Origin of the sequence: Janthinobacterium sp. BJB301 (assembly GCF_002735685.1) — a bacterium.
GTDB lineage: Bacteria > Pseudomonadota > Gammaproteobacteria > Burkholderiales > Burkholderiaceae_D > Janthinobacterium > Janthinobacterium lividum.
The window spans coordinates 1,318,027-1,340,906 of record NZ_PDZJ01000002.1 but is presented as its reverse complement, the minus strand read 5'-3'; the positions used below and the strand labels follow the sequence as shown (position 1 = coordinate 1,340,906).

Here is a 22,880-nt window from a genome sequence, read left to right as displayed (position 1 = left end):
TCCCTTTTACAGATAAAGATGAGGCGAGATGGACAAGATTTGGTTGAAGTCGTACCCGGACAGCGTTCCCGCAGAGATTGATTGCACGCAATACCGTTCCGTCACGCATTTGCTGGAAGAGTCGTTCCAGAAATATGCGGACCGCAACGCCTTCGTGTGCATGGATAAATTCCTTACCTATCGCGAGCTCGACAAGCTGTCGCTGCAGATGGGAGCCTGGCTGCAAAGCAAGGGCCTGAAGACGGGCGCGCGCGTGGCGATCATGCTGCCGAACGTGCTGCAGTATCCGGTGGCGATGGCGGCGATCCTGCGCGCCGGCTATACGGTGGTCAATGTCAATCCGCTGTACACGCCGCGTGAATTGCAGCATCAGCTGGTCGATTCGGGCAGCGAAGCGATCATCGTGCTGGAAAACTTCGCCACCACGGTCGAGCAGGTGCTGCCGCATACCCAGGTCAAGCATGTGATCGTCGCCACCATGGGCGACATGCTGGGTGGACTAAAAGGCACGATTGTCAACTTCGTCGTGCGCAAGATCAAGAAAATGGTGCCCGCGTTTTCCTTGCCGGGCGCCATCAGCTTCAACAAGATGCTGGCCGAAGGCGCACGCCTGAGCCTGACGCCGGTGCAGCAGGGGCATGACGATATCGTCTTCCTGCAATACACGGGCGGCACGACGGGCGTGTCGAAAGGCGCGATGTTGTTGCACCGTAACGTGATCGCCAACGTGCTGCAAAACGAGGCGTGGATTTCACCCGTGATGACCAAGGAAATGCGCGCCACCTCGATGGGATTCATGTGCGCCTTGCCCCTGTATCACATCTATTCGCTGACGGTCAGCGCCCTCATGGGCATGCGCGTGGGCGGCTTGAACGTATTGATTCCCAACCCGCGCGACATCCCCGGTTTCGTCAAGGAATTGTCCAAGCACAAGATCGTCGTTTTCCCGGCCGTCAATACCTTGTACAACGCGCTGCTAAACAATGCCGACTTCGCCAAGCTCGACTTCTCCAGCTACAAAGTGTGCAATGGCGGTGGCATGGCCTTGCAGCGCAACGTGGCCGAGCGCTGGCTGAAGCTGACGGGCTGCCCGCTGATCGAAGGCTATGGCATGTCGGAAACTTCACCCGTGGTGACGGGTAACCGCGTCGATATCACGGAATTTACGGGCACCATCGGCTTGCCTTTCCCTTCGACGGAAGTGGCGATCCTGAACGACGATGGCGTGGAAGTGCCGCTGGGCGAGCCGGGCGAGATCGCCGTGCGCGGCCCGCAAGTGATGGCGGGCTACTGGCAGCGTCCGGACGAGACGGCCAAGTCGATGACGGCCGACGGTTTCTTCAAGACGGGCGACGTGGGTGTCATGGATGAGCGTGGCTATGTGAAGATCGTGGACCGCAAGAAAGACATGATCATTGTGTCCGGCTTCAATGTGTATCCGAACGAGGTGGAAGACGTGGTCGCTTCGTGCCCGGGCGTGCTCGAGTGCGCATGCATCGGCGTGCCGGATGCCAACGCGGGCGAAGCTGTGAAAGTGTTTGTCGTGCGCAAGGATCCAAACCTGACGGTGGAACAGATCCGCGAGCATTGCAAGCATGAATTGACGGCCTACAAGAAACCGAAATACATCGAGTTCCGCGATGAGTTGCCGAAGACCAATGTCGGCAAGATCTTGCGCCGTCAGTTGCGCGATGAAAAGAAGGTTGCCTAGGCTTCAGCTTTGCAAGCCAGCCCTGCCGTCGCGCACGACAAAGCTGGCCAGTGTCGCGATGGCAGAGGTGCTGTCGCGCACGTTCTCCAGGCCCTGGAACAGGGTCGTGGTTTTCTCCGGCGTGATTTCCATCCACATATAGCCGCGCTTGTCGCTGCGTCCGTAACGGATGTGCGGGTTCATCGCCACGTACTGCTGCGTCCGTGCCTGCGGGCGGGAACTCGAGGTGATGGAGGTACCGCAAAACTCCGTGGCCAGGACGGGATTGTCCTTGCCGGTGGGCCGCATGGCATTGCGGCTCAGTTCCGTGGCATAAAAAGTGTGCACGTCGCCCGACAGCACCAGCGGGTTGCTGGCCTTGCTGCTGCGCAAGGCGTCGAGCAGGTGCTGGCGCGCCAGCGGATAGCCGTCCCAGCCATCGGTCCAGATGCGTTCGTCGCCGGGCCGCAGGATGGGCACCTGGCTCGATTGCGCCATCAGGGTTTGCTGGGCCAGGATATTCCAGCGCGCGGGAGAATCATCGAGGCCGGCTTGCAGCCAGCGCTGCTGTTCCTCGCCCAGCATGGTGCGCTGCGGTTTCAGCAGGTCGGGACAGTTGCGCGTAGTAACGGAATTGGAGCCGCCGCGACCCGGCCTGGCGCACGCGTGATAGGCGCGGTATTGCCGGTCATCCAGCACGTGAAAGCGCGCCAGCCTGCCCCAGTCATAGCGCTGGTAGATGCGCATGTCGACGAAGCCCCGCCGTCCCAGCGGTAGCAGCCGTAGCGGCATGTGTTCATAAAACGCCTGGTAGGCGGCCGCGCGGCGCTGCAAAAAGGTGGGCGTGAGCAACTCGTCGCGGTCATTGCCGTAATCGTTGGCCACTTCATGGTCGTCCCAGGTGACGATCCATGGCGCGGCCAGGTGCGCGCCCTGCAAATCGCGGTCGCTCTTGTATTGCGCGTAGCGGGCGCGGTAGTCGTCCAGGCTGAAACTTTCATGCGTGCGCACGGCCCGGCTCGGATGCTGCAACTGGTACGGACCCCATTCATAGATGTAATCGCCGAGGAAGGCCACCAGGTCGGGCGCGGCCGCGGCGATGTGCCGGTGCGCCGCATACGCGCCGAATTCCCAGTGCTGGCACGAGGCGACGGCCAGTTTCAGCGAGGCGGGCAGGGTATCGGCGGCGGGCGCCGTGCGCGTGCGGCCCACGGGGCTGACGGCGTCGCCCAGCATGAAGCGGTACCAATACCAGCGCCCGGGTGTCAAACCGCCCACGTCGACGTGCACGCTATGCGCGAGGGCGGGTGTGGCCGTGGCCTGGCCCTTGGCGGCGATGCGGCGAAAACCTTCATCGTCAGCCACTTCCCAGCGCACGTTCAGGGCGATGGCGGGCGTGGCGGCCGCGTGCAGCGGGTCGTAGCAGATGCGTGTCCACAGCACGACGGCGTCCGGCAAGGGCGAACCGGAAGCGACACCGAGCGCAAACGGGTAGCCGGCGCCATTCAGGCGCGTGGCGGCGCCCGCACTGGAACCGGACAGCACGCTGCCAGCGGCGGCCAGCGCACCGATGCGCGCGGCGCTCTGCAGAAAGATGCGGCGCTGGCTATCCATGCCGTCTGAAAATAAAACGTGGGATTAATGTAACAGCGACAATCAAGGCGACAGCAAGGTCTCGATGGGCGGCACCTTGCGCGGCTTGCGGTCGGAGTCCGTCGCCACGTAGATCAGGGTTGCTTCCGTGACTTTCACGATGCATGCCTGCAGGCGGTTGCGCTCGGCATACACCTCGACATTGACGGTGATCGAGGTATTGCCAACCTTGACGATGTCGGCGTAGAAGGAGAGCAGATCGCCGACGAAGACGGGGTTTTTGAAGACGAAGGAATTGACGGCAATGGTGGCGACGCGGCCGTTGGCACGCCGCGTGGCCGGCAAGGAACCGGCGATATCGACCTGCGCCATGATCCAGCCGCCGAACACGTCGCCGTACACATTGGCGTCCGACGGCGCGGGCATCATGCGCAATTCCGGCATTTTTCCGGCGGGCAGGCCGGAGGCGAGGCAGTTGTCGGGGCGGTCGGGGGAGGTGCTCATCTTTTATTCTCATGAAAGGCTACAATTGCCCCGATTGAACCATAAAAAGCCGACCTTCGCCATGCGCCGTTCCCAGACTCCCCCTCCTCCCCGCTCGCCAGCTTCCGCCAGCCACAGCGATTTCGCCACCATCAAGACCTTGCTGCCGTATCTGTGGGTCTACAAATGGCGGGTGTTGCTGGCGCTGCTATGTCTGGTGGGCGCCAAGCTGGCCAACGTGGGCGTGCCCCTGATCCTGAAAAAACTCGTCGACGCCATGACGATCACGGCGGCCCATCCGCAGGCGCTGCTGGTGCTGCCCGTCGGCTTGCTGGTGGCATATGGCTTGCTGCGCCTGTCGACCACCCTGTTTACGGAATTGCGAGAATTCCTGTTTGCGCGGGTCACGCAACGGGCCGTGCGCACCATCGCGCTGCAAGTATTCCGCCACCTGCATGCGCTGTCCCTGCGCTTTCACTTGAACCGCCAGACGGGCGGCATGACGCGCGACATCGAACGGGGCACGCGCAGCGTCGGCTCGCTCATTTCCTATACCTTGTTCAACATCTTGCCGACCCTGGTGGAAATCACCCTCGTGCTCGGCTACCTGGTCTTGCATTACGACATCTGGTTCACCGTCATCACGGCCGTGGCGCTGGTGTCCTATATCGCGTTTACCGTGCTGGTGACGAACTGGCGCACGCATTTCCGCCGCACCATGAACGACCTCGATTCAAAAGCCAATACCAAGGCCATCGATTCGCTGATCAACTATGAAACCGTGAAATACTTCGGCAACGAGGATTACGAAGCGAAGCGCTACGACGAAGGCTTGCAGCGCTATGAATCGGCGGCCGTGAAATCGCAGACTTCCCTGTCCCTGCTCAATACGGGCCAGTCCTTGATCATCGCCACGGCTGTCACCTTGATTTTATGGCGCGCCACGGTGGGCGTGATCGCCGGCACGATGACCCTGGGCGACCTGGTGCTGGTGAATGCCTTCATGATCCAGCTGTATATTCCCCTCAATTTTTTAGGGGTCATCTACCGCGAAATCAAGCAAAGCCTGGCCGACATGGAACGCCTGTTTTCCTTGCTGAACGAAAACCGCGAAATTGCCGACACGCCGGAAGCCAAGCCGCTCGTCACGCGGGGCGCAGCCGTGCGTTTTGACCATGTGAATTTCAGCTACGAAGCCAAGCGGCAAATCCTGTTCGACGTGGATTTCCAGATCCCCGCCGGTACCACCACGGCTGTGGTGGGGCATAGCGGCTCGGGCAAGTCGACCCTGTCGCGCTTGCTGTTCCGCTTCTATGAAGTCGATGGCGGCGGCATCACCATCGATGGCCAGGACTTGCGCGGCATCACCCAGGATTCCCTGCGCGCGGCCATCGGCATCGTGCCGCAGGACACGGTGCTGTTCAACGACACCATCGAATACAACATCGCCTACGGCAAGCCGGGCGCCAGCAAGGATGCCATCGTGGCGGCCGCCAAAGCGGCATCGATCCATGATTTTATTGAAAGCTTGCCAGATGGCTACAACTCCATGGTGGGCGAGCGGGGCTTGAAACTGTCGGGCGGCGAAAAGCAGCGCGTGGCGATTGCCCGCACCTTGCTGAAAGACCCGGCTATTTTGATCTTCGATGAAGCCACCTCGGCGCTTGATTCCAAGGCCGAGCAGGCCATCCAGGCGCAGCTGAAGGACATCGCCAGGAACCGTACCACCCTGGTCATTGCGCACCGTTTGTCGACGGTGGCCGACGCCCAGCAAATCCTGGTGCTCGACCATGGCCGCATCGTCGAGCGGGGCACGCATCCGCAATTGCTGGCCGCGAATGGCTTGTATGCGCAGATGTGGCAACGCCAGCAGGCGAATATGGACGATGAGGCGCAAGAAGAGGAGTTGGCGGGGCTGGCGCCGGCAAAATAAATCGGGAAGGGAAAATCAGTAGGAAAAATGCTACAGCCGCGCTGATTCAGGCGCGCGTATAGCGCCTATTTGAGGGCAATCGCAGAAAACGGCTAGTCCGGCGCTGAAAATGAAATAAAATTAATTCCATTGGTGGCGTCTGCACCACAGTTGTTTCGTTCGGAGTACATCCGGTTTGTCCGCCCAGGAGAATTTATGAAATTGACCAAAATCATCGCCACGCTGCTCAGCGTCGGCGTCATCAGCAGCATGTCGCCAGTCCAGGCTCAGGAATTGACCGGCACCTTGGCCAAGATCAAGAAAGCCGGTTCCGTCACCCTCGGTGTGCGCGACGGCTCCGTTCCCTTCTCCTATCTCGATGACAAACAGCAATACCAGGGTTATTCGATCGACCTGTGCATGAAAGTCGTCACGGCCCTGCAAAAGCACCTGGGCCTGAGCGAACTGAAAGTGGTGATGAGCCCCGTGACGTCGGCCAACCGCATCCCGCTGATGGCCAACGGCACCATCGACCTCGAATGCGGTTCGACGACGAACAACCTGGAGCGCCAGCAGCAGGTGGCATTCGCCCCTACCATGTTCGTCATCGGCAACCGCGTGCTGTCGAAAAAATCCTCAAACATCAAGACGCTGGAAGACTTGCGCGGCAAGACGCTGGTCGCCACGGCCGGCACGTCGACCATCAAGCAGATGACCATCCTGAACAAGGAAAAAAACCTGGGCATGACGATTGCCGTCGGCAAGGACCATCCTGAATCGTTCCTGATGCTGGAAACGGGCCGCGCGGTGGCCGAAGCCAACGACGATATCCTGCTGGCGTCGCAAGTGGCCAACTCGAAAAACCCGAACGACTACGAAATCACCAAGGAAGCGCTGTCCGTCGAGCCGTACGGCATCATGCTGCGCAAGGGCGATCCGGCCTTCAAGAAAGTGGTCGACGATGCGCTGATCCGCCTGTACAAGAGCGACGACATCAACCGCATTTACGCGAAATGGTTTACCTCGCCCATCCCGCCGAAAAACATCAACCTGAAATTCCCCATGCCGCCGCAATTGAAGGCCGTGTTTACCAATCCGACCGACTCCGGTGACCCGGCCGCCTATGCGGCCGTGCCCGAAGCGCAGAAGACTTCGGACAAACGGAAAAAGTAACAAGAGTGCGTAACAAATCGGGGGGCGCAAGCCTCCCGATTTATTTGCGGGACGGACGGCCGGCTGGCCGCTGTCCTCGGGCTGCATGGGAAGGATGATCATGAATTACAACTGGAATTGGCGCATTTTCTGGGAGATTTCTCCCGATGGCGTGGGCACGTATATGGACACCCTGTGGTCCGGCCTGATCTGGACGCTGGCCACGGCCGGTACGGCCTGGATCATGGCCCTGATCCTGGGCCTGGTGATCGGCACCGTCCGCACCTTGCCGAACAAATGGCTGGTGGGCGTGGCCAATGCCTACGTCGAATTGTTCCGCAACGTGCCGCTGCTGGTGCAGATGTTCCTCTGGTATTTCGTCATGCCGGAACTGCTGCCGCCCGATCTGGGCGCCTGGGTCAAGTCGCTGCCAAATGCGCCGTTCGTCACGGCCGTGCTGTGCCTGGGATTCTTTACTTCCTCGCGCGTGGCCGTGCAGGTAACAACGGGCATCGAGGCGCTGCCGCGCGGGCAGAAACTGGCCGGCACGGCGCTGGGCCTGACCCTGCCGCAAACCTACCGCTTCATTTTGCTGCCGATGGCCGCGCGCGTCATCATGCCACCGCTGACCAGCGAATTTTTGAACATCATCAAGAACAGTTCCGTGGCACTGACCATCGGCCTGATCGAACTGACGGCCAGCGCGCGCGCCATCCAGGAATTCTCGTTCCAGGTATTCGAAGCGTTTTCGGCCGCCACCATCATCTACGTCGTCGTCAACCTGCTGGTGGTGGTGCTGATGCACCTGATCGAAAAAAAGGTCGCCATCCCGGGCTTCATCGTCGCCGGCGCCAAGACGGGAGGACATTGATATGTTCGGTAACTTCGACTTTGATGTCATCTCCCGTTCGTGGGTCTACCTGTTCCAGACCGGCATGGTGTTTACCCTGAAACTGACGGCGCTGTCCATGGTGGGCGGCATCGTGCTGGGCACCCTGCTGGCGCTGATGCGCCTGTCCGGCAGTCGCCTCATTTCGGGCGTGGCGTCGACCTACGTCAACCTGATACGCTCGATCCCGCTGGTGCTGGTGATTTTCTGGTTCTATTTCCTGGTGCCGTACATCGCCGCCTGGGTTATCGGCGCGAACGAGCCCGTGAAAGTGGGCGCGTTTTCCTCCGCGCTGATCACCTTCATCATGTTCGAGGCGGCATACTATTGCGAGATCATGCGCAGCGGCATACAGTCGATCCCGCGCGGCCAGGTGTGGGCCGGCCAGGCACTGGGTATGAACTACTCGCAGACCATGGCCTTCATCGTGCTGCCGCAAGCCTTCCGTAACATGATTCCCGTGCTGCTGACGCAAACCATCGTGCTGTTCCAGGACGTGTCGCTCGTGTACGTGCTGTCGATCCCCGATTTCGTCGGCGCCGCCTCGAAGATCGCCCAGCGCGACGGCCGCCTGGTGGAGATGTATGTGTTTGTCGCCGTCGTGTACTTCGTGCTGTGCTATGCCTTGTCGTTCCTGGTAAAACGCCTGCAGAAACGCGTCGCCATCATTCGCTAACCGAAAAAGAAAGAACAAGATGATTGAACTCAATAACGTCAGCAAATGGTATGGCCAGTTCCAGGTACTGACCGACTGTACCACCAACGTTACCAAGGGCGACGTGATGGTCATTTGCGGCCCGTCTGGCTCCGGCAAGTCGACCCTGATCAAGACGGTCAATGGCCTCGAACCGATCCAGCAGGGCCAGATCATCGTCGATGGCATCACCGTCAACAATCCGAAAACGAATTTGTCGAAACTGCGCGCGCGCATCGGCATGGTGTTCCAGAATTTCGAGCTGTTCCCGCATTTGTCGATCCGCGAAAACCTCACCATCGGCCAGATCAAGGTGCTGGGCCGCAGCGCCGACGAAGCCAATGCCAAGGGCTTGCAATACCTGGACCGCGTGGGCCTGCTGTCGCAGCAGGACAAGTTCCCCGGCCAGTTGTCCGGTGGCCAGCAGCAGCGCGTGGCGATCGCCCGCGCGCTGTCGATGGACCCCATCGCCATGCTGTTCGACGAGCCGACTTCGGCGCTCGACCCGGAGATGATCAACGAAGTGCTCGACGTGATGGTGGGGCTGGCGCAGGAAGGCATGACGATGATGGTCGTCACCCATGAAATGGGCTTTGCAAAAAGAGTCGCCAACCGCATCGTCTTCATGGACCAGGGCAAGATCATCGAGGATTGCAGCAAGGATGACTTCTTCAACACGACGCGCTCGGACCGCGCGCGCGATTTCCTCGCCAAGATCATCCACTAATTTTCCATCACTTTGAAGTTGAGTACGAATGCCTGACATGAAACAAATAGCCGGCGCCATGCTGGCGCTGGGCCTGCTTGCCCATGCCCACGCGGCAGACAGGATCGCCGTCGACATCGCCCTGCGCGACGCCACCCTGATCGACGTTGCCGCCGGTAGCACCATCAGCGGCAAGACCGTGCTGCTCAAGGGCGACAGCATCGTCGCCGTCGTCGATGACGCGCAGCTGCGCAGCTACGCGCCGAAGCAGACCATCCGCCTGCCCGGCAAATACCTGATGCCGGGCCTGTGGGACACGCACGTGCATTTTGGCGGCGGCCCCGAGCTGATCGACGAGAACAAGCAGCTGCTGCCTTTGTACCTGGCGCATGGCATCACCACGGTGCGCGATTGCTCGGGCGACTTGCCCGACACGGTGCTGGCGTGGCGCCGGCAGATCAATGCGGGCCAGCTGCAAGGCCCGACGATTTTTACCTCTGGCGCGAAACTGGAAGGCATCAAGCCGCTGTGGAAGGGCACCATCGAAGTGGGCACGCCGCAGGAAGTCACGCGCGCGTTGGATGGCCTGCAGGCGCAGCAAGTGGACTTCGTGAAGATCACGGAAAATACCCTGAAACCGGAGCTGTACCTGGAAGCGCTGCGCCAGGCGCGCGAACGGGGCATGCGCACTTCGGGCCATATCCCCGTGCAGCTGACATTGGGGCAGATGGCCGATGCGGGCCTGGGCACGATCGAACATCAATCGTATTTGCTGCGCGCCACCACGCCGCGCGAGCAGGAGTTGACGGCCAAGGTGGCCGCCGGCGCGATGACGGGCAAGGAAGCCATGCGCGAGAGCTTGCAAAGCTACGACGAGCCGACGGCGCGCAAGGCCTTCAGCTATCTGGCTGCGCGCGGCACGGCCATCGTGCCGACCCTGTGGGGTTCGCGCGTGACGGCCTACCTGGACCGTGAAGACCACACGCACGATCCGGCCCTGCAATACATCGGCAAGGGCTTGCGCGCCACCTACGACTGGCGCGTGCAGCGCGCCGCCAAGGATGGCCCGGAAGCCATCGCCCAGCGCCATGCGCAGTTCGAGCAATCGGCCAAGCTGCTGCCGATTTTGCAGCAGCAGGGCATGAGCATCATCGCCGGCACCGATGCGGGATTCTTGAATTCCTTCGACTATCCTGGCCAGGCCCTGCACGATGAAATCGGCCTGTACGTGCAGTATGGACTGACGCCGCAGCAAGCCTTGCAATCGGCCGTCATCAACGGACCCCGCTTCCTGGGCAAGCTGAATCGCTACGGCAGCGTGGCGGCCGGCAAGGCGGCCGACCTGCTGGTGCTCGACGCGAACCCGCTGCAGGACATCGGCGCCACGCGCCAGATCCGCCTGGTGGTCAGCCGCGGTCACGTGTACGACCGCGCCGCGCTGGACCGGATGCTGGCCGATATTCGCGCCTGGGTGGCCAAACAGGAGACGGCGCCGGCCAAGTCCTGATGTTCTTCGTTCTGATGCCGCAAGCGGCCGGGTGATACCGGCCGTTTTGTTGTCAGGCAGGCAGCAGGCGCAGGCGTCCATTGACTGCGAAGCCGCCCCGCGGCTGGTAAAATGGCGCTATCCGCAATGACCGCCTGAGAGCAGCCGCCATGTCCACACTCGATCACACCCCAGCCGCCGTTCCATCTTCCATCACCATCACCCGTCCTGACGACTGGCATTTGCACCTGCGCGATGGCGCCGTCATGGCCAGCGTGCTGCCGCACAGCGCGCGCCAGTTCGGCCGCGCCATCGTCATGCCGAACCTGAAACCGCCCGTCACCACCACGGCCGATGCTAGCGCCTACCGCGAGCGCATCCTGGCCGCCGTGCCGGAGGGCGTGAACTTCGATCCGCTGATGGTGCTGTACCTGACGAACAACACCTCGCCCGACGAAATCCGCCGCGCGCAAGATAGCGGCATCGTGCAGGCCGTCAAATTGTATCCGGCTGGCGCCACGACGAATTCAGACCTGGGCGTGACGGATTTGAAGAATTGCTACAAGGTGCTCGAAGTGATGCAGGAAGTGGGCATGCCCTTCCTCGTGCACGGCGAAGTGACGGACCCGGAAATCGACATTTTCGACCGCGAAGCCGTCTTCATCGAGCGCGTGATGCGTCCGCTGCGCAGCGCCTTCCCGGCCCTGTCCGTCGTGTTCGAGCACATCACCACCAAGGATGCGGCGCAGTACGTGGCCGAAGCGGAAGGCCCGATCGCCGCCACCATCACGGCGCACCATCTGCTGTACAACCGCAACGAGATTTTCAAGGGCGGCATCCGTCCCCATTACTACTGTCTGCCTATCCTCAAGCGCGAAGAGCATCGCCTGGCCCTGATGACGGCCGCCGCCAGCGGCGACGAGCGCTTCTTCCTCGGCACCGATTCGGCGCCGCATGCGCAAGGCGCCAAGGAAATGGCCTGCGGCTGCGCCGGCTGCTACACGGCCCTGCACGCGATGGAAATGTATGCGGAAGCGTTCGAACGGGCCGGTGCACTCGACAAGCTGGAAGCGTTTGCCAGCTTCCACGGCCCGACTTTCTATGGCGTGCCGCGCAACACGGACACCATTACCCTGAAGCGCGAAAGCTGGACCTTGCCGGCGTCGCTGCCGCTGGGCGACAGCCACGTGATTCCGCTCAATGCGGGCGAGCAGATCAACTGGAAAATGGTGTAATCACTCCATGCTGCCATCGATAGACTGGAGCCGCCCCTGGTTTGCCACGGTGCTGCCGGCGCGACGGCAGCTGGACCTGCAGCGCGACACGGTCATTGCCGCGCTGAACGGACGGGCGCGGGCGCTGGACTTGCGCAATCCGTCCGGCTTGCCGCTGGCCTTCGTGCCACAAGCGGACCTGCCCGAAGGCGTGGCCTACGAGGAGTTCATCGGCGCGACGGGCGGCGTGCCCACGCGCGACAATCTGCACGATTTTTTCAACGCGCTCGTGTGGCTCACCTTCCCCCTCATCAAGCGGCAATTGAACGCGCTGCAGGCGGCGCAGATCGCCATGTCCGGCGTCGGCAAATCGCGCGGTCCCGCGCGCGATGGCGCGACGATTTTTGACGAAAATTCCGCCTTGCTGGTGCTGCGCGACAGCGATGCGGGGCGCATGCTGGAAGCGGCGTTACGCGGGCACGACTGGCGTAGCGCGTTTATCGCGCAGCGCGACAGGTTTGGCGCGGGCGGCGACGCCGATATCTGGCTGTTCGGCCACGCGCTGATGGAAAAACTGGTGGCGCCGCGCAAGGCCATCACGGCGCACACGCGCGTGATCTTCGCCGGCGACGCCTACTTTGCGCTCGACGATGCGGCACGGCGCGCCTGGCTCGACGAGCGGGTGGCGCAAGACCTGGCGCAACAAGGCCTCACCACGGCGGACTTCACGCCGCTGCCCGTGCTCGGTTTGCCCGGCTGGTGCGAAGGCCAGGACGACGACTTTTACAATGACGCGGCGGTGTTCCGCCCGAAGCGCAAGGTGGCTGGCGCAGAAAGAGATCAATAGCATGGAAAATACCGTCCGCTGGGGCATCCTCGGCACCGGAAAGATCGCCCGCGCGATGGCCAATGGCTTGCGCGATGCGCCCGGTGCGCAACTGGTGGCGGTCGCTTCGCGCAGCGAGGCTGGCGCACAGGCGTTCGGCGCCGAATTCGGCATCGCGCACTGCCACGGCTCCTACCAGGCGCTGGCCGACGACGCGGGTGTGGACGTGATCTACATCGCCACGCCGCACACCTTGCATGCGGAAAATGCCCTGATGTGCCTGGCCGCCGGCAAGCACGTCGTGTGCGAAAAACCATTCACCATGAACGCGCGCGAAGCGCAGGCCGTGGTCAACATGGCGCGCGACAAAAAACTGTTCTTGATGGAAGCCATGTGGAGCCGTTTCCTGCCCGCCGTGCAGGAAGCGCAGCGCATCATCGCCAGCGGCGAAATCGGCGTGCTGCAGCAGGTGCAGGCCGACATCGGCTTTGTCGCCAATTTCCCGCCCGAGCACCGCATGTTCAATCCCGCACTCGGCGGCGGTGCACTGCTCGACGTGGGTATCTACCCGCTGTCGATGGCAGCCTTCTTCCTCGGCCCCGTATCGCAGGTGCAGGCGCTGGCCGAGCTGTGCGCCACCGGCGTCGATGAGCAGGTGGTGTTTTCGCTGCGCCACGCGGGCGGCGGCACCTCGTCCTGCGCCTGCAGCCTGCGCGCGCAAACGCCGACGGAAATGACCATTTCCGGAAGCCTGGGCCGCATCCGCCTGCCCAACCGTTTTTACAAGCCCGATCATCTGATCGTCGAAACGATGGATGGCGAACGCCGCGTCATCGCCGCGCCGCACCTGGGCAATGGCTACGCGCACGAGGCCATCGAAGCGATGCGCTGCATCCGCGCCGGCCTGCTGGAAAGCCCTGTCATGCCGCACGCCGACAGCGTGGCGCTGATGCACAACCTTGACACCATGCGCGGCCAGATCGGCCTCGTCTACAGCGCCGATCAGGCGTCATCAGGAACTCCATGACATTGCACTCATCCCGTCCCAGCCTGAAAACCGTCCTCATCGCCAGCGGCGTCGTCCTGACCCTGGCGATGGGCGTGCGCCACGGTCTGGGCTTCTGGATGCAGCCGATCTCGCAAGCCAATGGCTGGACGCGCGAAACGTATTCGCTGGCGCTGGCCATGCAAAACCTGATGTGGGGCGTCTTCGGCCCGTTCGCCGGCATGGCGGCCGACCGTTTCGGCACCATGCGCGTCGTCATCATCGGTGCCATCAGCTACATGGCGGGCCTCGTGTGGATGGCGCTCGTGACGCAGCCGACCCTGTTCATCGTCGGCTCGGGCATCCTCATCGGCCTGGCGCTGGCCTGCACGGCCTTTGGCGCCATCAGCGGCATCATCGGCCGCAGCGCGCCGCCCGAGCAGCGCTCATGGGCCTTCGGCATTTCGTCGGCGGCCGGCTCGTTCGGCCAGTTCCTCATGATGCCGGTCGAGCAGCAACTGATTTCCGCCGTGGGCTGGCAAAACGCCTTTTATGTGCTGGCCGCGCTGGTGCTGCTGGCGATGATCCCGATGGCCTTCTATCTGCGCGAGCCGCCCGTCTCGCATGCCAGCGGCCCGCAGCAAAGCGTTGGCGCCGCCTTCAGCGAAGCCATCGCCAGCCGCTCGTTCTGGCTGCTGCTGGCAGGGTATTTTGTCTGCGGTTTCCAGCTGGTCTTCATCGGCGTGCACTTGCCGGCCTACCTGAAGGATCAGGGCCTGATGAATCCGAACATCGCCGTCACGGCGCTGGCGCTGATCGGCCTGTTCAACATCGTCGGCTCCTACTACGCGGGAAAATTCGGTGGGAAGATCGCCAAGCGCTATCTGCTGTCGGCCATCTACGTGACGCGCGCCGTGGTCATCACCGTGTTCCTGCTGGCGCCATTGTCGGCGTGGTCCGTGTACCTGTTCGCCGCCGGCATGGGCGTGCTGTGGCTGTCGACCGTGCCGCTGACGAACGGCATCATCGCCGGGATCTTCGGCGTGAAGCACTTGTCGATGCTGGCCGGGATGGTGTTCTTCTCGCACCAGGTGGGCAGTTTCCTCGGTGCGTGGCTGGGAGGCTATCTGTACGAGCACCAGGGCAGTTACCACGTCGTGTGGATGATCACCATCGGCCTGGGCTTGCTGGCCGCGCTGATCAACCTGCCCATCGACGAGCGCGCCGTCAAGCGCGCGGCGGTGGCCGCATAATGGGCAGCTGGCGCACATGGCTGTGGCGCCTGTTGGGCGCCGCGCTGCTGGCCATCGTCTTCCTGGCCTATCTCCGGCCCGACTTCATGCTCGACCTGGCGAACCGCTTCTGGATGTGCATGTAGGCTGCGCGGGCGCAAGGTAGCTTGCGAAAAGCCGGATTATGCTGGAAGTCGGATTACGCTACGCTAATCCGACCTACCCGACCTGCCGCCGCATATGTGCGTAGGTCGGATTAGGCCGCAAGGCCGTAATCCGACAACATCGGGAACCAGGAAAAGCCATAGCGATTAGGCCGCAAGGCCGTAATCCGACAACATCGGGAACCAGGAAAAGCCATAGCGATTAGGCCGCAAGGCCGTAATCCGACAACACCCATGAAACTATGCGATACCGACGCGCATTCCAGCCAGGCGGCAGCTTTTTCTTCACGGTGGTGACGGCACACCGCCGGCCCGTCTTTGCGTCGGCAACTGCCGTGGATTTACTGCGGGATGCATTCCGCGCCGTACGCCATAAGCGGCCATTCGATATCGACGCCATCGTCATCCTGCCCGATCATCTGCACTGCATCTGGACCTTGCCAGATAGTGATGCTGATTTCATGACGCGCTGGAGGCTGATCAAGACATGGTTCAGCAAGCACAGCGATCTTGAAAATGTCTGGCAGCAGCGGTATTGGGAACACGTCTTGCGCGATGCGCGAGACTTTGCCAAGCATGTCGATTACATCCATTACAACCCTGTCAAGCATGGGCTTGTGAGCAAGGTCATGGATTGGCCGCATTCCAGTTTTCACCGTTACGTGGCGTTGGGATGGTGTGCCGCGGATTGGGGCGGGGATGGTGTGGACGTGGCCGGTGTTGGGCGGGAGTGAACGAAGCCAACAATGTTGTCGGATTACGGCCTGCGGCCTAATCCGACCTACCGTTTGCGTATGTGCGTAATCCGACAATACCCGATTTACACCTTCAGGAATTCCTCTTTCCCACCCAGCCAGCGCGCCAAATGCGCTTCCACGGTGGTTGCGGCAGCCGCCGTGGTGGCATGCAGCAGGTCGTGCGCCACGTCGCGCGCCTGATCGACCAGCCATTGATCCGTTTCCAGGTCGGCGAAGCGCAGCATGGCCTGGCCGGACTGGCGCGCGCCAAGGAATTCGCCGGGGCCGCGGATTTCCAGGTCGCGGCGGGCGATTTCAAAACCGTCTGTCGTTTCGCGCATGGTCATCAAACGCTGGCGCGCCACGCCGCCCAGGGGACCCTGATACAGCAGCAGGCAGACGCTGGCCGCCGAGCCGCGTCCCACGCGGCCGCGCAGCTGGTGCAGCTGCGACAGGCCAAAACGCTCGGCGTGCTCGATCACCATCAGCGAGGCGTTCGGCACGTCGACGCCCACTTCGATGACGGTGGTGGCCACCAGCACGTGGATATGGCCGGCAATGAAGGCGTCCATCACCTCCTGCTTTTCCGCCGGTTTCAAACGTCCGTGCACGAGGCCCACCTGCAGCGCGGGCAAGGCTTCGGCCAGCATCATGTAGGTGTCGGTGGCTGTCTGCAGCTGCAGTGCTTCCGATTCTTCGATCAGGGGGCAGACCCAGTACACCTGCCGGCCCTCCAGCGCGGCCGCATACACGCGGGCGATGACTTCGTCGCGCCGGTTCTGGTCGATGGCGCGCGTGACGATGGGACTGCGTCCGGGCGGCAGCTCGTCGATCACCGACACTTCCAGGTCGGCGTAATAGGTCATGGCCAGGGTGCGCGGGATGGGCGTGGCCGACATCATCAACTGGTGCGGCACGGCCGCGCTGTCGCCCTTGTTGCGCAGGGTCAGGCGCTGACCCACGCCGAAGCGGTGCTGCTCGTCAACGATGACCAGGCCAAGTTTGGCAAACAGCACGTTATCCTGGATCAGCGCATGCGTGCCGATCACCAGCTGCGCTTCGCCCGATTCGATCAGGGCCAGCGCCGCCGTCTTTTCCTTTTTCTTCAGGCTGCCTGTCAGCCAGGCCACCTTGACGCCCAGCGGCTCCATCCAGGCGGCGATCTTGCGGAAGTGCTGTTCGGCCAGAATCTCCGTGGGCGCCATCAGCGCTGCCTGGTAGCCGCTGTCGATGGCTTGCGTAGCGGACAACGCCGCCACCACCGTCTTGCCGCTGCCGACGTCCCCTTGCAGCAGGCGCTGCATCGGATACGGCTGGCGCAGGTCGGCGCGGATTTCATCGAGCACGCGGGCCTGTGCGCCCGTCAGCTTGAAGGGCAGGGCGGCGCCAAAGGCAGCCGACAGCGCGCCGACGATGGGCAGGGAGGCGGCGCCTTTCGAGCGGCGCGCGCGCTGGGCGCGTTTCAGCGACAGCTGCTGCGCCAGCAGCTCATCGAACTTCATGCGCACCCAGGCCGGGTGCGAGCGGTCCATCAGCGCGCTTTCATCGATGTCCTGCGGCGGATAGTGCAGCAGGTGCACGGCGGCCCGGAACGGCGACAGCTGCATGTCGCGCAGCAGATGATCGGGCAAGGTATCTTGCCAGTCGATGCGGCGCATGGCGTCGGCGATTTCGCGCCGCAAGACGTGCTGCGACAGCCCTTCGCCGGACGGATACACGGGCGTCAGGGCAGTGGGCAGCGGTGCGCCTTCGTTGACCACCTTGTACGTCGGGTGCACCATCTCGGCGCCGAAGAAGCCGTGTTTGAGTTCGGCGCGCGCGCGTACCCGCGTGCCTTCGGCCAGCTGCTTGACCTGGCTGCCGTAGAAATTCATGAAGCGCAGCAGCAAATTGCCCGTTTCGTCGGCGATCGTCACCAGCAATTGCTTGCGCGGCTTGAAATTGACTTCGCACTTGGTGACGACGCCTTCCACTTGCCACGACTCGCCGCCGCGCAGGCAGGCGTCGCGTATCGTGTAGACCTTGGTTTCGTCCTCGTAGCGCATCGGCAGGTGCAGCACCAGGTCCATATCCGTGCGCAAGCCCAGTTTGGCCAGCCGGCTTTCCGTGCTGACCACTTTTTTGACGGCTTTCGGCTTCGCGGCCGGCTTGGCTGCGGGAGGAAGATCGGGCTTGGGTTCGGACATATCGGAGATTTTTGTGCCGCTAGCGTAAAATAGAGGGTTGTCCGGCACACCCTGTGCGTACCGCAGTTGTAAATTGTTGCGGCGGATTATTGTAATGCCTGTATAGGCGCACAGTATAGTGCCAGATGTTCCATTGCGCACTCCTAATCATTTTTGATGTACTTTTGAAGCAAAACGCATGTATTCGCTTTCCGATTTCGATTTTAATTTGCCGCAAGAAAACATTGCGCAAACTCCGTTGGCCGAGCGCAGCGCCTCGCGCCTGTTGCATCTGGACGGCGACGCTCTGGTCGACCGTCAATTCGCCGACATCGTCGGGCTGTTGCAAGCGGGCGACCTGCTGGTGATGAACGATACGCGCGTGCTCAAAGCGCGCTTCTTTGGCGTCAAGGAAAGCGGCGGCAAGATCGAGGCGCTCGTCGAGCGCGTGCTCGATGACCGCACCGTGCTGGCCCAGGTGCGCGCGTCGAAGTCGCCGCCGCCCGGCTGCCGCATCCGCCTGGCCGATGCCTTCGATGTGACGGTGGGCCAGCGCGCCGGCGAGTTCTTCACCCTGCATTTCGAGGCCGACGTGTTCGAGCTGATCGAGGCGCATGGCCGGCTGCCGCTGCCGCCGTATATCGAGCACGATGCGGACGAATTCGACGAGACGCGCTACCAGACCGTGTTCAACAAGGTCCCCGGCGCCGTCGCCGCACCGACGGCCGGCCTGCATTTCGACCAGGCCCTGCTTGATCAATTGAAGGCCAAGGGCGTCAATTTTGCCTATGTGACCTTGCACGTGGGCGCCGGCACCTTCCAGCCCGTGCGCACGGAAGTGCTGGCCGAGCACAAGATGCATACCGAGTGGTACACCATGCCGCAGGAAACCGTCGACGCCGTGCGCGCCGCCCAACTTGCCGGGCGCGACGTGGTCGCCGTCGGCACGACCAGCCTGCGCGCGCTGGAGTCGGCCTCGCAAAGCGGCCAGCTGGTGGCGGGCAGCGCCGATACGGCACTGTTCATCACGCCCGGCTATGCGTTCAAGACGGTGACGCGCCTGATCACCAACTTCCATTTGCCGAAGTCGACCCTGCTGATGCTGGTGTCGGCCTTTGCCGGCTATGAGCCGATCCGCAGCGCCTACGCGCATGCGATCGCGCAGAATTACCGTTTCTTCAGCTATGGCGACGCGATGCTGCTCACCACGCAATCGCGCGCTGCGCTGAACCTTGATACTCCCGTGAAAGACTGACATGCTGGAATTTACATTACTCAAGACCGACACGAGCGGCCTGACCAAAGCACGCCGCGGCACCTTGAAACTCAACCATGGCGTCGTGCAGACGCCGATCTTCATGCCAGTGGGCACTTACGGCTCCGTGAAAGCCATGTCGCCGCTGGAACTCAACGAGATCGACGCGCAGATCATCCTGGGCAACACGTTTCACCTGTGGTTGCGTCCTGGCAACACTGTCATGGAGAAATTTGGCGGCTTGCATGGCTTCATGGGCTGGAACAAGCCGATCCTGACGGATTCGGGCGGCTTCCAGGTGTTTTCGCTGGGCGCCATGCGCAAGATCACGGAAGAGGGTGTGCATTTCAATTCGCCGATCAACGGCGATAAACTGTTCCTCTCGCCGGAAGTGTCGATGCAGGTGCAGCGCGTCCTGAATTCCGACATCGTCATGCAGTTCGACGAATGCACGCCGTACGAAATCCAGGGCCGCCCGGCCACCATCGAGGAAGCGGCCAAGTCCATGCGCATGTCGCTGCGCTGGGCGCAGCGCTCGAAGGACGAGTTCCACCGCGGTGAAAACCCGAATGCGCTGTTCGGCATCGTGCAGGGCGGCATGTTCGAGATGCTGCGCGACGAGTCGCTGGCCAAGCTGGAAGAGATCGATTTCCCCGGCATCGCCATCGGCGGCCTGTCCGTCGGCGAACCGAAGGAAGACATGATGCGCATGCTGGCCCACGTGGGTCCGCGCCTGCCGGCCAACAAGCCGCATTACCTGATGGGCGTGGGCACGCCGGAAGACCTGGTGGCGGGCGTGTCGAACGGTATCGACATGTTCGATTGCGTCATGCCGACGCGTAACGCCCGCAATGGCTGGCTGTTCACCCGTTTTGGTGACATCAAGATCAAGAACGCCAAGTACAAGGAAGACCAGGCGCCGCTTGACGAGACCTGCAGCTGCTATGCCTGCCGCAATTTCTCGCGTGCCTACCTGCACCATTTGCACCGCTCCAAAGAAATCCTCGGCGCGCGCCTCAATACCATCCACAACCTGCATTATTATCTGGACTTGATGCGCCAGATGCGCGAGGCGCTGGACGAAGACCGTTTCCACGCGTTTACCCTGCAATTCCATGCGGAACGCGCACGCGGAACTTAAGAAAAGCTTAGCTTGATGGCTGGCGGCAGCATGGCCGGAAGTTTTGTGTATTGGTGCTTGGACTGGGGCGATAAAGCATTGCATAATGCTTTTTTAGCCCCATTTAAAGTTGCCATGGCTGCAATTCGGGTTATGACGTATAGCCAATGCTAGAATACAGCGCTATTTTTTCAAACTGATTAGAACTGGAGTCACCGTGTTTTTCATTTCCAACGCTTATGCGCAAGCCCCAACCGAAGCCCTGGGCCTCGGCGGCAACCTGACCAGCTTCCTGCCGCTGGTATTGATGTTCGTGGTCATGTATTTCCTGATGATCCGCCCACAGCAAAAACGCGCCAAAGAACAACGGGCGATGATGGACGCGCTGGCCAAGGGTGACGAAGTCGTCACCGCCGGCGGCATGCTGGGCCGTGTTGTCAAGGTAGTGGACGCTTACGTCACCATCGAAGTGGCGACCGGCACCGAAGTCACGGTGCAAAAGAGCTCCATTACCACCTTGCTGCCTAAAGGCACCCTGAAGGCACTGTAATTCCTCGCTGTCATTGCTTCGGCAATGATAGACCCGGGGCGGCTATCGGCCGCCCCTCGGGACGCCTCCGACGCTCAACACTGAACGCTGAATCACTATGAATCGCTATCCTGCCTGGAAATACATCATCATCGTCGTCGCCTTATTGCTGGGCGCACTCTATACGGCGCCCAATTATTTCGGTGAATCACCGGCGCTGCAAGTAACCAGCGGCAAGTCGACCGTCAAAGTGACGGGCGATCTGATGACGCAAGTCGAGCAAATATTGACGAAAGAGAACGTCAAGTCGGAAGGTGTCACCATGGATGGCGCCGGCAACCTGGCCTCCGTGCGCGTGCGTTTTGCCGATCCCGATACCCAGTTCAAGGCAAAGCTGGTGCTGGAAAAGGATCTCAATCCTGATTCCACCGATCCCGCGTTCATCGTGACGGTCAATCTGCAAGCCAATACGCCGATGTGGATGCAGAAACTGCATGCCTTGCCCATGTTCCTGGGCCTGGACTTGCGCGGTGGCGTGCACTTCCTCATGCAGGTCGATGCGAAAGCCGTACTGAACAAGAAAGTCCAGGGAGTCCAGTCCGCCGCGCGTAGCGTGTTGCGCGACAAGAATATCCGCCACGCCGGCATCGAGCGCGTGGGCGACAGCGTGCAGATCAACTTCCGCGATGCCGAGACGCGCCTGAAGGCAAAGAATGTATTGTCCGACCAGATGACGGAGCTGGCGTTCGCCGATGCGGGCGAAGGCAGCGACCTGAAACTGAACATCACCTTGAAGCCGGCGGCCCTGAAGGCAACCATCGACGAAGGCGTGAAACAGAATATCTCGACCCTGTCCAAGCGCGTCAACGAGCTGGGCGTGGCCGAGCCGCTGATCCAGCAACAAGGTCCTGACCGCATCGTGGTGCAATTGCCTGGCGTGCAGGACGTGGCCCGCGCAAAAGCCATCATCGGCCGCACGGCGACCCTGGAAGTGCGCCTGGTCGATGAAACCATCGTGCCTGGCACCGAACTGTCGAGCGCTATTCCATTCAACTCGGAACTGTTTACGGTTGGCAAGGGTGTTCCTGTCGTACTGGCGAAAGACGTGATCCTGACGGGCGACTATATCTCCAGCGCCACGGCCAGCTTCGACCAGAACCAGCAGGCGGCCGTGTCGATCGACCTGAACGGCGACGGCGGCCGCAAGATGCGCGAAGCGACGCGCGAACGCGTGGGCAAGCGCATGGCCATCGTGCTGTTTGAAAAGGGCAAGCCTGAAGTGCTGTCGGTCGCCACCATCCAGCAGGAACTCGGTTCGCGCTTCCAGATCACCGGCATGGGCGGCGCGGAAAACGCGAATGAACTGGCGCTGCTGCTGCGCTCGGGCGCCCTGTCCGCACCGATGACCGTCATCGAAGAACGCACGATCGGACCGCAGCTGGGCGCGGAAAACATCGCCAAGGGCTTCCACTCGACCCTGTACGGCTTCATCGCCATCGCCATCTTCATGATCGCCTACTACATGCTGTTCGGCGCCTTCAGCGTGCTGGCCCTGGCCGCCAACCTGCTGTTGCTGATCGCTTTGCTGTCGATGATCCAGGTGACCCTGACCTTGCCAGGTATCGCCGCGATCGCGCTGGCGCTGGGTATGGCGATTGACGCCAACGTGCTGATCAATGAACGTATCCGCGAAGAGCTGCGCGCAGGCAATACGCCGCAAGCGGCGATCGCTGCCGGCTTCGACCGCGCCTGGGCCACGATTCTCGACTCGAACGTGACCACCCTGATCGTCGGCCTGGCACTGCTGGCCTTCGGCAGCGGTCCCGTGCGCGGCTTCGCTGTTGTGCATTGCCTGGGTATTCTGACCTCGATGTTCTCCTCCGTGTTCGTGTCGCGCGGCGTGGTCAACCTCTGGTATGGCCGCAAGAAAAAGCTGACGACCTTGTCGATCGGCACGGTGTGGGTGCCGGGCACCAGCAAATAAGCGACGGCCCAGCCTTACCCAATAGCGTCAACAGCGATAGCGTCCGGTGGCACAGCCGCCGGAC

At 61.8% G+C, this 22,880-nt stretch carries 20 protein-coding genes; 17 read left to right on the top strand and 3 right to left on the bottom strand.

All coding sequences use genetic code 11. The features are described from left to right. Window positions 1-28 precede the first annotated feature (28 nt). Entirely contained in the window at window positions 29-1,711 is a 1,683-nt protein-coding gene (locus CSQ91_RS19290; RefSeq protein ID WP_070254812.1) for a long-chain-fatty-acid--CoA ligase, read from the top strand. 3 nt (window positions 1,712-1,714) lie between these two features. Here CSQ91_RS19290 and CSQ91_RS19285 read toward each other — a convergent pair whose 3' ends face one another. Both CSQ91_RS19285 and CSQ91_RS19280 read right to left on the bottom strand, forming a co-directional pair. Continuing rightward, entirely contained in the window at window positions 1,715-3,304 is a 1,590-nt protein-coding gene (locus tag CSQ91_RS19285) for an alkaline phosphatase D family protein (protein ID WP_099389250.1), read from the bottom strand. Between the two features lie 42 nt (window positions 3,305-3,346). Beyond that, on the bottom strand, window positions 3,347-3,787 hold the full coding sequence (locus tag CSQ91_RS19280) for an acyl-CoA thioesterase (RefSeq protein WP_052139932.1): 441 nt from the start codon (window positions 3,785-3,787) through the stop codon (window positions 3,347-3,349). Between the two features lie 61 nt (window positions 3,788-3,848). On the opposite strand from CSQ91_RS19280, the gene CSQ91_RS19275 reads away from it, so the two are divergent. The 12 genes from CSQ91_RS19275 to CSQ91_RS19225 all read left to right on the top strand — a co-directional run bounded on the left by CSQ91_RS19275 (window position 3,849) and on the right by CSQ91_RS19225 (window position 15,760). Continuing rightward, window positions 3,849-5,699, top strand: coding sequence for an ABCB family ABC transporter ATP-binding protein/permease (locus CSQ91_RS19275; protein WP_099389329.1), 1,851 nt, complete (start codon window positions 3,849-3,851; stop codon window positions 5,697-5,699). Between the two features lie 195 nt (window positions 5,700-5,894). Beyond that, the gene (locus CSQ91_RS19270; RefSeq protein ID WP_034778971.1) at window positions 5,895-6,851 is read left to right on the top strand and encodes an amino acid ABC transporter substrate-binding protein; all 957 of its coding nucleotides are present in this window, start codon (window positions 5,895-5,897) and stop codon (window positions 6,849-6,851) included. A 100-nt stretch (window positions 6,852-6,951) separates the two neighbouring features. Beyond that, on the top strand, window positions 6,952-7,701 hold the full coding sequence (locus tag CSQ91_RS19265; protein WP_034779060.1) for an amino acid ABC transporter permease: 750 nt from the start codon (window positions 6,952-6,954) through the stop codon (window positions 7,699-7,701). 1 nt (window position 7,702) lies between these two features. Beyond that, complete coding sequence (locus tag CSQ91_RS19260; RefSeq protein WP_034778970.1) at window positions 7,703-8,395, top strand: amino acid ABC transporter permease; 693 nt, start codon at window positions 7,703-7,705, stop codon at window positions 8,393-8,395. Between the two features lie 19 nt (window positions 8,396-8,414). After that, the gene (locus tag CSQ91_RS19255) at window positions 8,415-9,140 is read left to right on the top strand and encodes an amino acid ABC transporter ATP-binding protein (protein ID WP_070254805.1); all 726 of its coding nucleotides are present in this window, start codon (window positions 8,415-8,417) and stop codon (window positions 9,138-9,140) included. Between the two features lie 37 nt (window positions 9,141-9,177). Then, window positions 9,178-10,626: an amidohydrolase family protein gene (locus tag CSQ91_RS19250; protein WP_231958623.1), complete on the top strand. Its 1,449-nt coding sequence runs from the start codon at window positions 9,178-9,180 to the stop codon at window positions 10,624-10,626. Between the two features lie 149 nt (window positions 10,627-10,775). Continuing rightward, on the top strand, window positions 10,776-11,840 hold the full coding sequence (gene pyrC / locus CSQ91_RS19245; RefSeq protein ID WP_099389249.1) for a dihydroorotase: 1,065 nt from the start codon (window positions 10,776-10,778) through the stop codon (window positions 11,838-11,840). A gap of 7 nt (window positions 11,841-11,847) precedes the next feature. Next, window positions 11,848-12,666: a DUF3025 domain-containing protein gene (locus CSQ91_RS19240; protein ID WP_099389248.1), complete on the top strand. Its 819-nt coding sequence runs from the start codon at window positions 11,848-11,850 to the stop codon at window positions 12,664-12,666. 1 nt (window position 12,667) lies between these two features. Further along, entirely contained in the window at window positions 12,668-13,672 is a 1,005-nt protein-coding gene (locus CSQ91_RS19235; RefSeq protein WP_099389247.1) for a Gfo/Idh/MocA family protein, read from the top strand. Next, window positions 13,669-14,883 (top strand): MFS transporter, encoded by a 1,215-nt coding sequence (locus CSQ91_RS19230; protein ID WP_099389246.1) that lies wholly within the window; start codon window positions 13,669-13,671, stop codon window positions 14,881-14,883. Before CSQ91_RS19235 ends, CSQ91_RS19230 begins: the two co-directional genes overlap by 4 nt. Next, window positions 14,883-15,008 (top strand): hypothetical protein, encoded by a 126-nt coding sequence (locus tag CSQ91_RS29290; protein WP_257217404.1) that lies wholly within the window; start codon window positions 14,883-14,885, stop codon window positions 15,006-15,008. Before CSQ91_RS19230 ends, CSQ91_RS29290 begins: the two co-directional genes overlap by 1 nt. 260 nt (window positions 15,009-15,268) lie before the next feature. Next, entirely contained in the window at window positions 15,269-15,760 is a 492-nt protein-coding gene (locus CSQ91_RS19225) for an REP-associated tyrosine transposase (protein WP_099389245.1), read from the top strand. An 86-nt stretch (window positions 15,761-15,846) separates the two neighbouring features. Here the strand turns inward: CSQ91_RS19225 and recG are convergent, their stop codons facing one another. Further along, on the bottom strand, window positions 15,847-17,949 hold the full coding sequence (recG, locus tag CSQ91_RS19220) for an ATP-dependent DNA helicase RecG (RefSeq protein WP_099389244.1): 2,103 nt from the start codon (window positions 17,947-17,949) through the stop codon (window positions 15,847-15,849). Window positions 17,950-18,127: 178 nt separating this feature from the next. On the opposite strand from recG, the gene queA reads away from it, so the two are divergent. From queA to secD, 4 genes are all read left to right on the top strand, one after another. Continuing rightward, window positions 18,128-19,183 (top strand): tRNA preQ1(34) S-adenosylmethionine ribosyltransferase-isomerase QueA, encoded by a 1,056-nt coding sequence (gene queA / locus CSQ91_RS19215; protein ID WP_034778950.1) that lies wholly within the window; start codon window positions 18,128-18,130, stop codon window positions 19,181-19,183. Between the two features lies 1 nt (window position 19,184). Next, window positions 19,185-20,324 carry a tRNA guanosine(34) transglycosylase Tgt gene (gene tgt / locus CSQ91_RS19210; protein WP_034745502.1) on the top strand — a complete coding sequence of 380 codons (1,140 nt, stop codon included), beginning with the start codon at window positions 19,185-19,187 and terminating at the stop codon, window positions 20,322-20,324. A 196-nt stretch (window positions 20,325-20,520) separates the two neighbouring features. Beyond that, complete coding sequence (yajC, locus tag CSQ91_RS19205; protein ID WP_034778948.1) at window positions 20,521-20,853, top strand: preprotein translocase subunit YajC; 333 nt, start codon at window positions 20,521-20,523, stop codon at window positions 20,851-20,853. Window positions 20,854-20,950: 97 nt separating this feature from the next. Continuing rightward, on the top strand, window positions 20,951-22,816 hold the full coding sequence (secD, locus tag CSQ91_RS19200) for a protein translocase subunit SecD (protein WP_070254791.1): 1,866 nt from the start codon (window positions 20,951-20,953) through the stop codon (window positions 22,814-22,816). The last annotated feature ends 64 nt before the right edge of the window (window positions 22,817-22,880 follow it).

Excerpts from the sequence above, each read along its gene's own strand:
- CSQ91_RS19290 (WP_070254812.1), top strand. The coding sequence starts at position 29 with ATGGACAAGATTTGGTTGAAGTCGTACCCGGACAGCGTTCCCGCAGAG.
- CSQ91_RS19285 (WP_099389250.1), bottom strand. The coding sequence starts at position 3,304 with ATGGATAGCCAGCGCCGCATCTTTCTGCAGAGCGCCGCGCGCATCGGT.
- CSQ91_RS19280 (WP_052139932.1), bottom strand. The coding sequence starts at position 3,787 with ATGAGCACCTCCCCCGACCGCCCCGACAACTGCCTCGCCTCCGGCCTG.
- CSQ91_RS19275 (WP_099389329.1), top strand. The coding sequence starts at position 3,849 with ATGCGCCGTTCCCAGACTCCCCCTCCTCCCCGCTCGCCAGCTTCCGCC.
- CSQ91_RS19270 (WP_034778971.1), top strand. The coding sequence starts at position 5,895 with ATGAAATTGACCAAAATCATCGCCACGCTGCTCAGCGTCGGCGTCATC.
- CSQ91_RS19265 (WP_034779060.1), top strand. The coding sequence starts at position 6,952 with ATGAATTACAACTGGAATTGGCGCATTTTCTGGGAGATTTCTCCCGAT.
- CSQ91_RS19260 (WP_034778970.1), top strand. The coding sequence starts at position 7,703 with ATGTTCGGTAACTTCGACTTTGATGTCATCTCCCGTTCGTGGGTCTAC.
- CSQ91_RS19255 (WP_070254805.1), top strand. The coding sequence starts at position 8,415 with ATGATTGAACTCAATAACGTCAGCAAATGGTATGGCCAGTTCCAGGTA.
- CSQ91_RS19250 (WP_231958623.1), top strand. The coding sequence starts at position 9,178 with ATGAAACAAATAGCCGGCGCCATGCTGGCGCTGGGCCTGCTTGCCCAT.
- pyrC (WP_099389249.1), top strand. The coding sequence starts at position 10,776 with ATGTCCACACTCGATCACACCCCAGCCGCCGTTCCATCTTCCATCACC.
- CSQ91_RS19240 (WP_099389248.1), top strand. The coding sequence starts at position 11,848 with ATGCTGCCATCGATAGACTGGAGCCGCCCCTGGTTTGCCACGGTGCTG.
- CSQ91_RS19235 (WP_099389247.1), top strand. The coding sequence starts at position 12,668 with ATGGAAAATACCGTCCGCTGGGGCATCCTCGGCACCGGAAAGATCGCC.
- CSQ91_RS19230 (WP_099389246.1), top strand. The coding sequence starts at position 13,669 with ATGACATTGCACTCATCCCGTCCCAGCCTGAAAACCGTCCTCATCGCC.
- CSQ91_RS29290 (WP_257217404.1), top strand. The coding sequence starts at position 14,883 with ATGGGCAGCTGGCGCACATGGCTGTGGCGCCTGTTGGGCGCCGCGCTG.
- CSQ91_RS19225 (WP_099389245.1), top strand. The coding sequence starts at position 15,269 with ATGCGATACCGACGCGCATTCCAGCCAGGCGGCAGCTTTTTCTTCACG.
- recG (WP_099389244.1), bottom strand. The coding sequence starts at position 17,949 with ATGTCCGAACCCAAGCCCGATCTTCCTCCCGCAGCCAAGCCGGCCGCG.
- queA (WP_034778950.1), top strand. The coding sequence starts at position 18,128 with ATGTATTCGCTTTCCGATTTCGATTTTAATTTGCCGCAAGAAAACATT.
- tgt (WP_034745502.1), top strand. The coding sequence starts at position 19,185 with ATGCTGGAATTTACATTACTCAAGACCGACACGAGCGGCCTGACCAAA.
- secD (WP_070254791.1), top strand. The coding sequence starts at position 20,951 with ATGAATCGCTATCCTGCCTGGAAATACATCATCATCGTCGTCGCCTTA.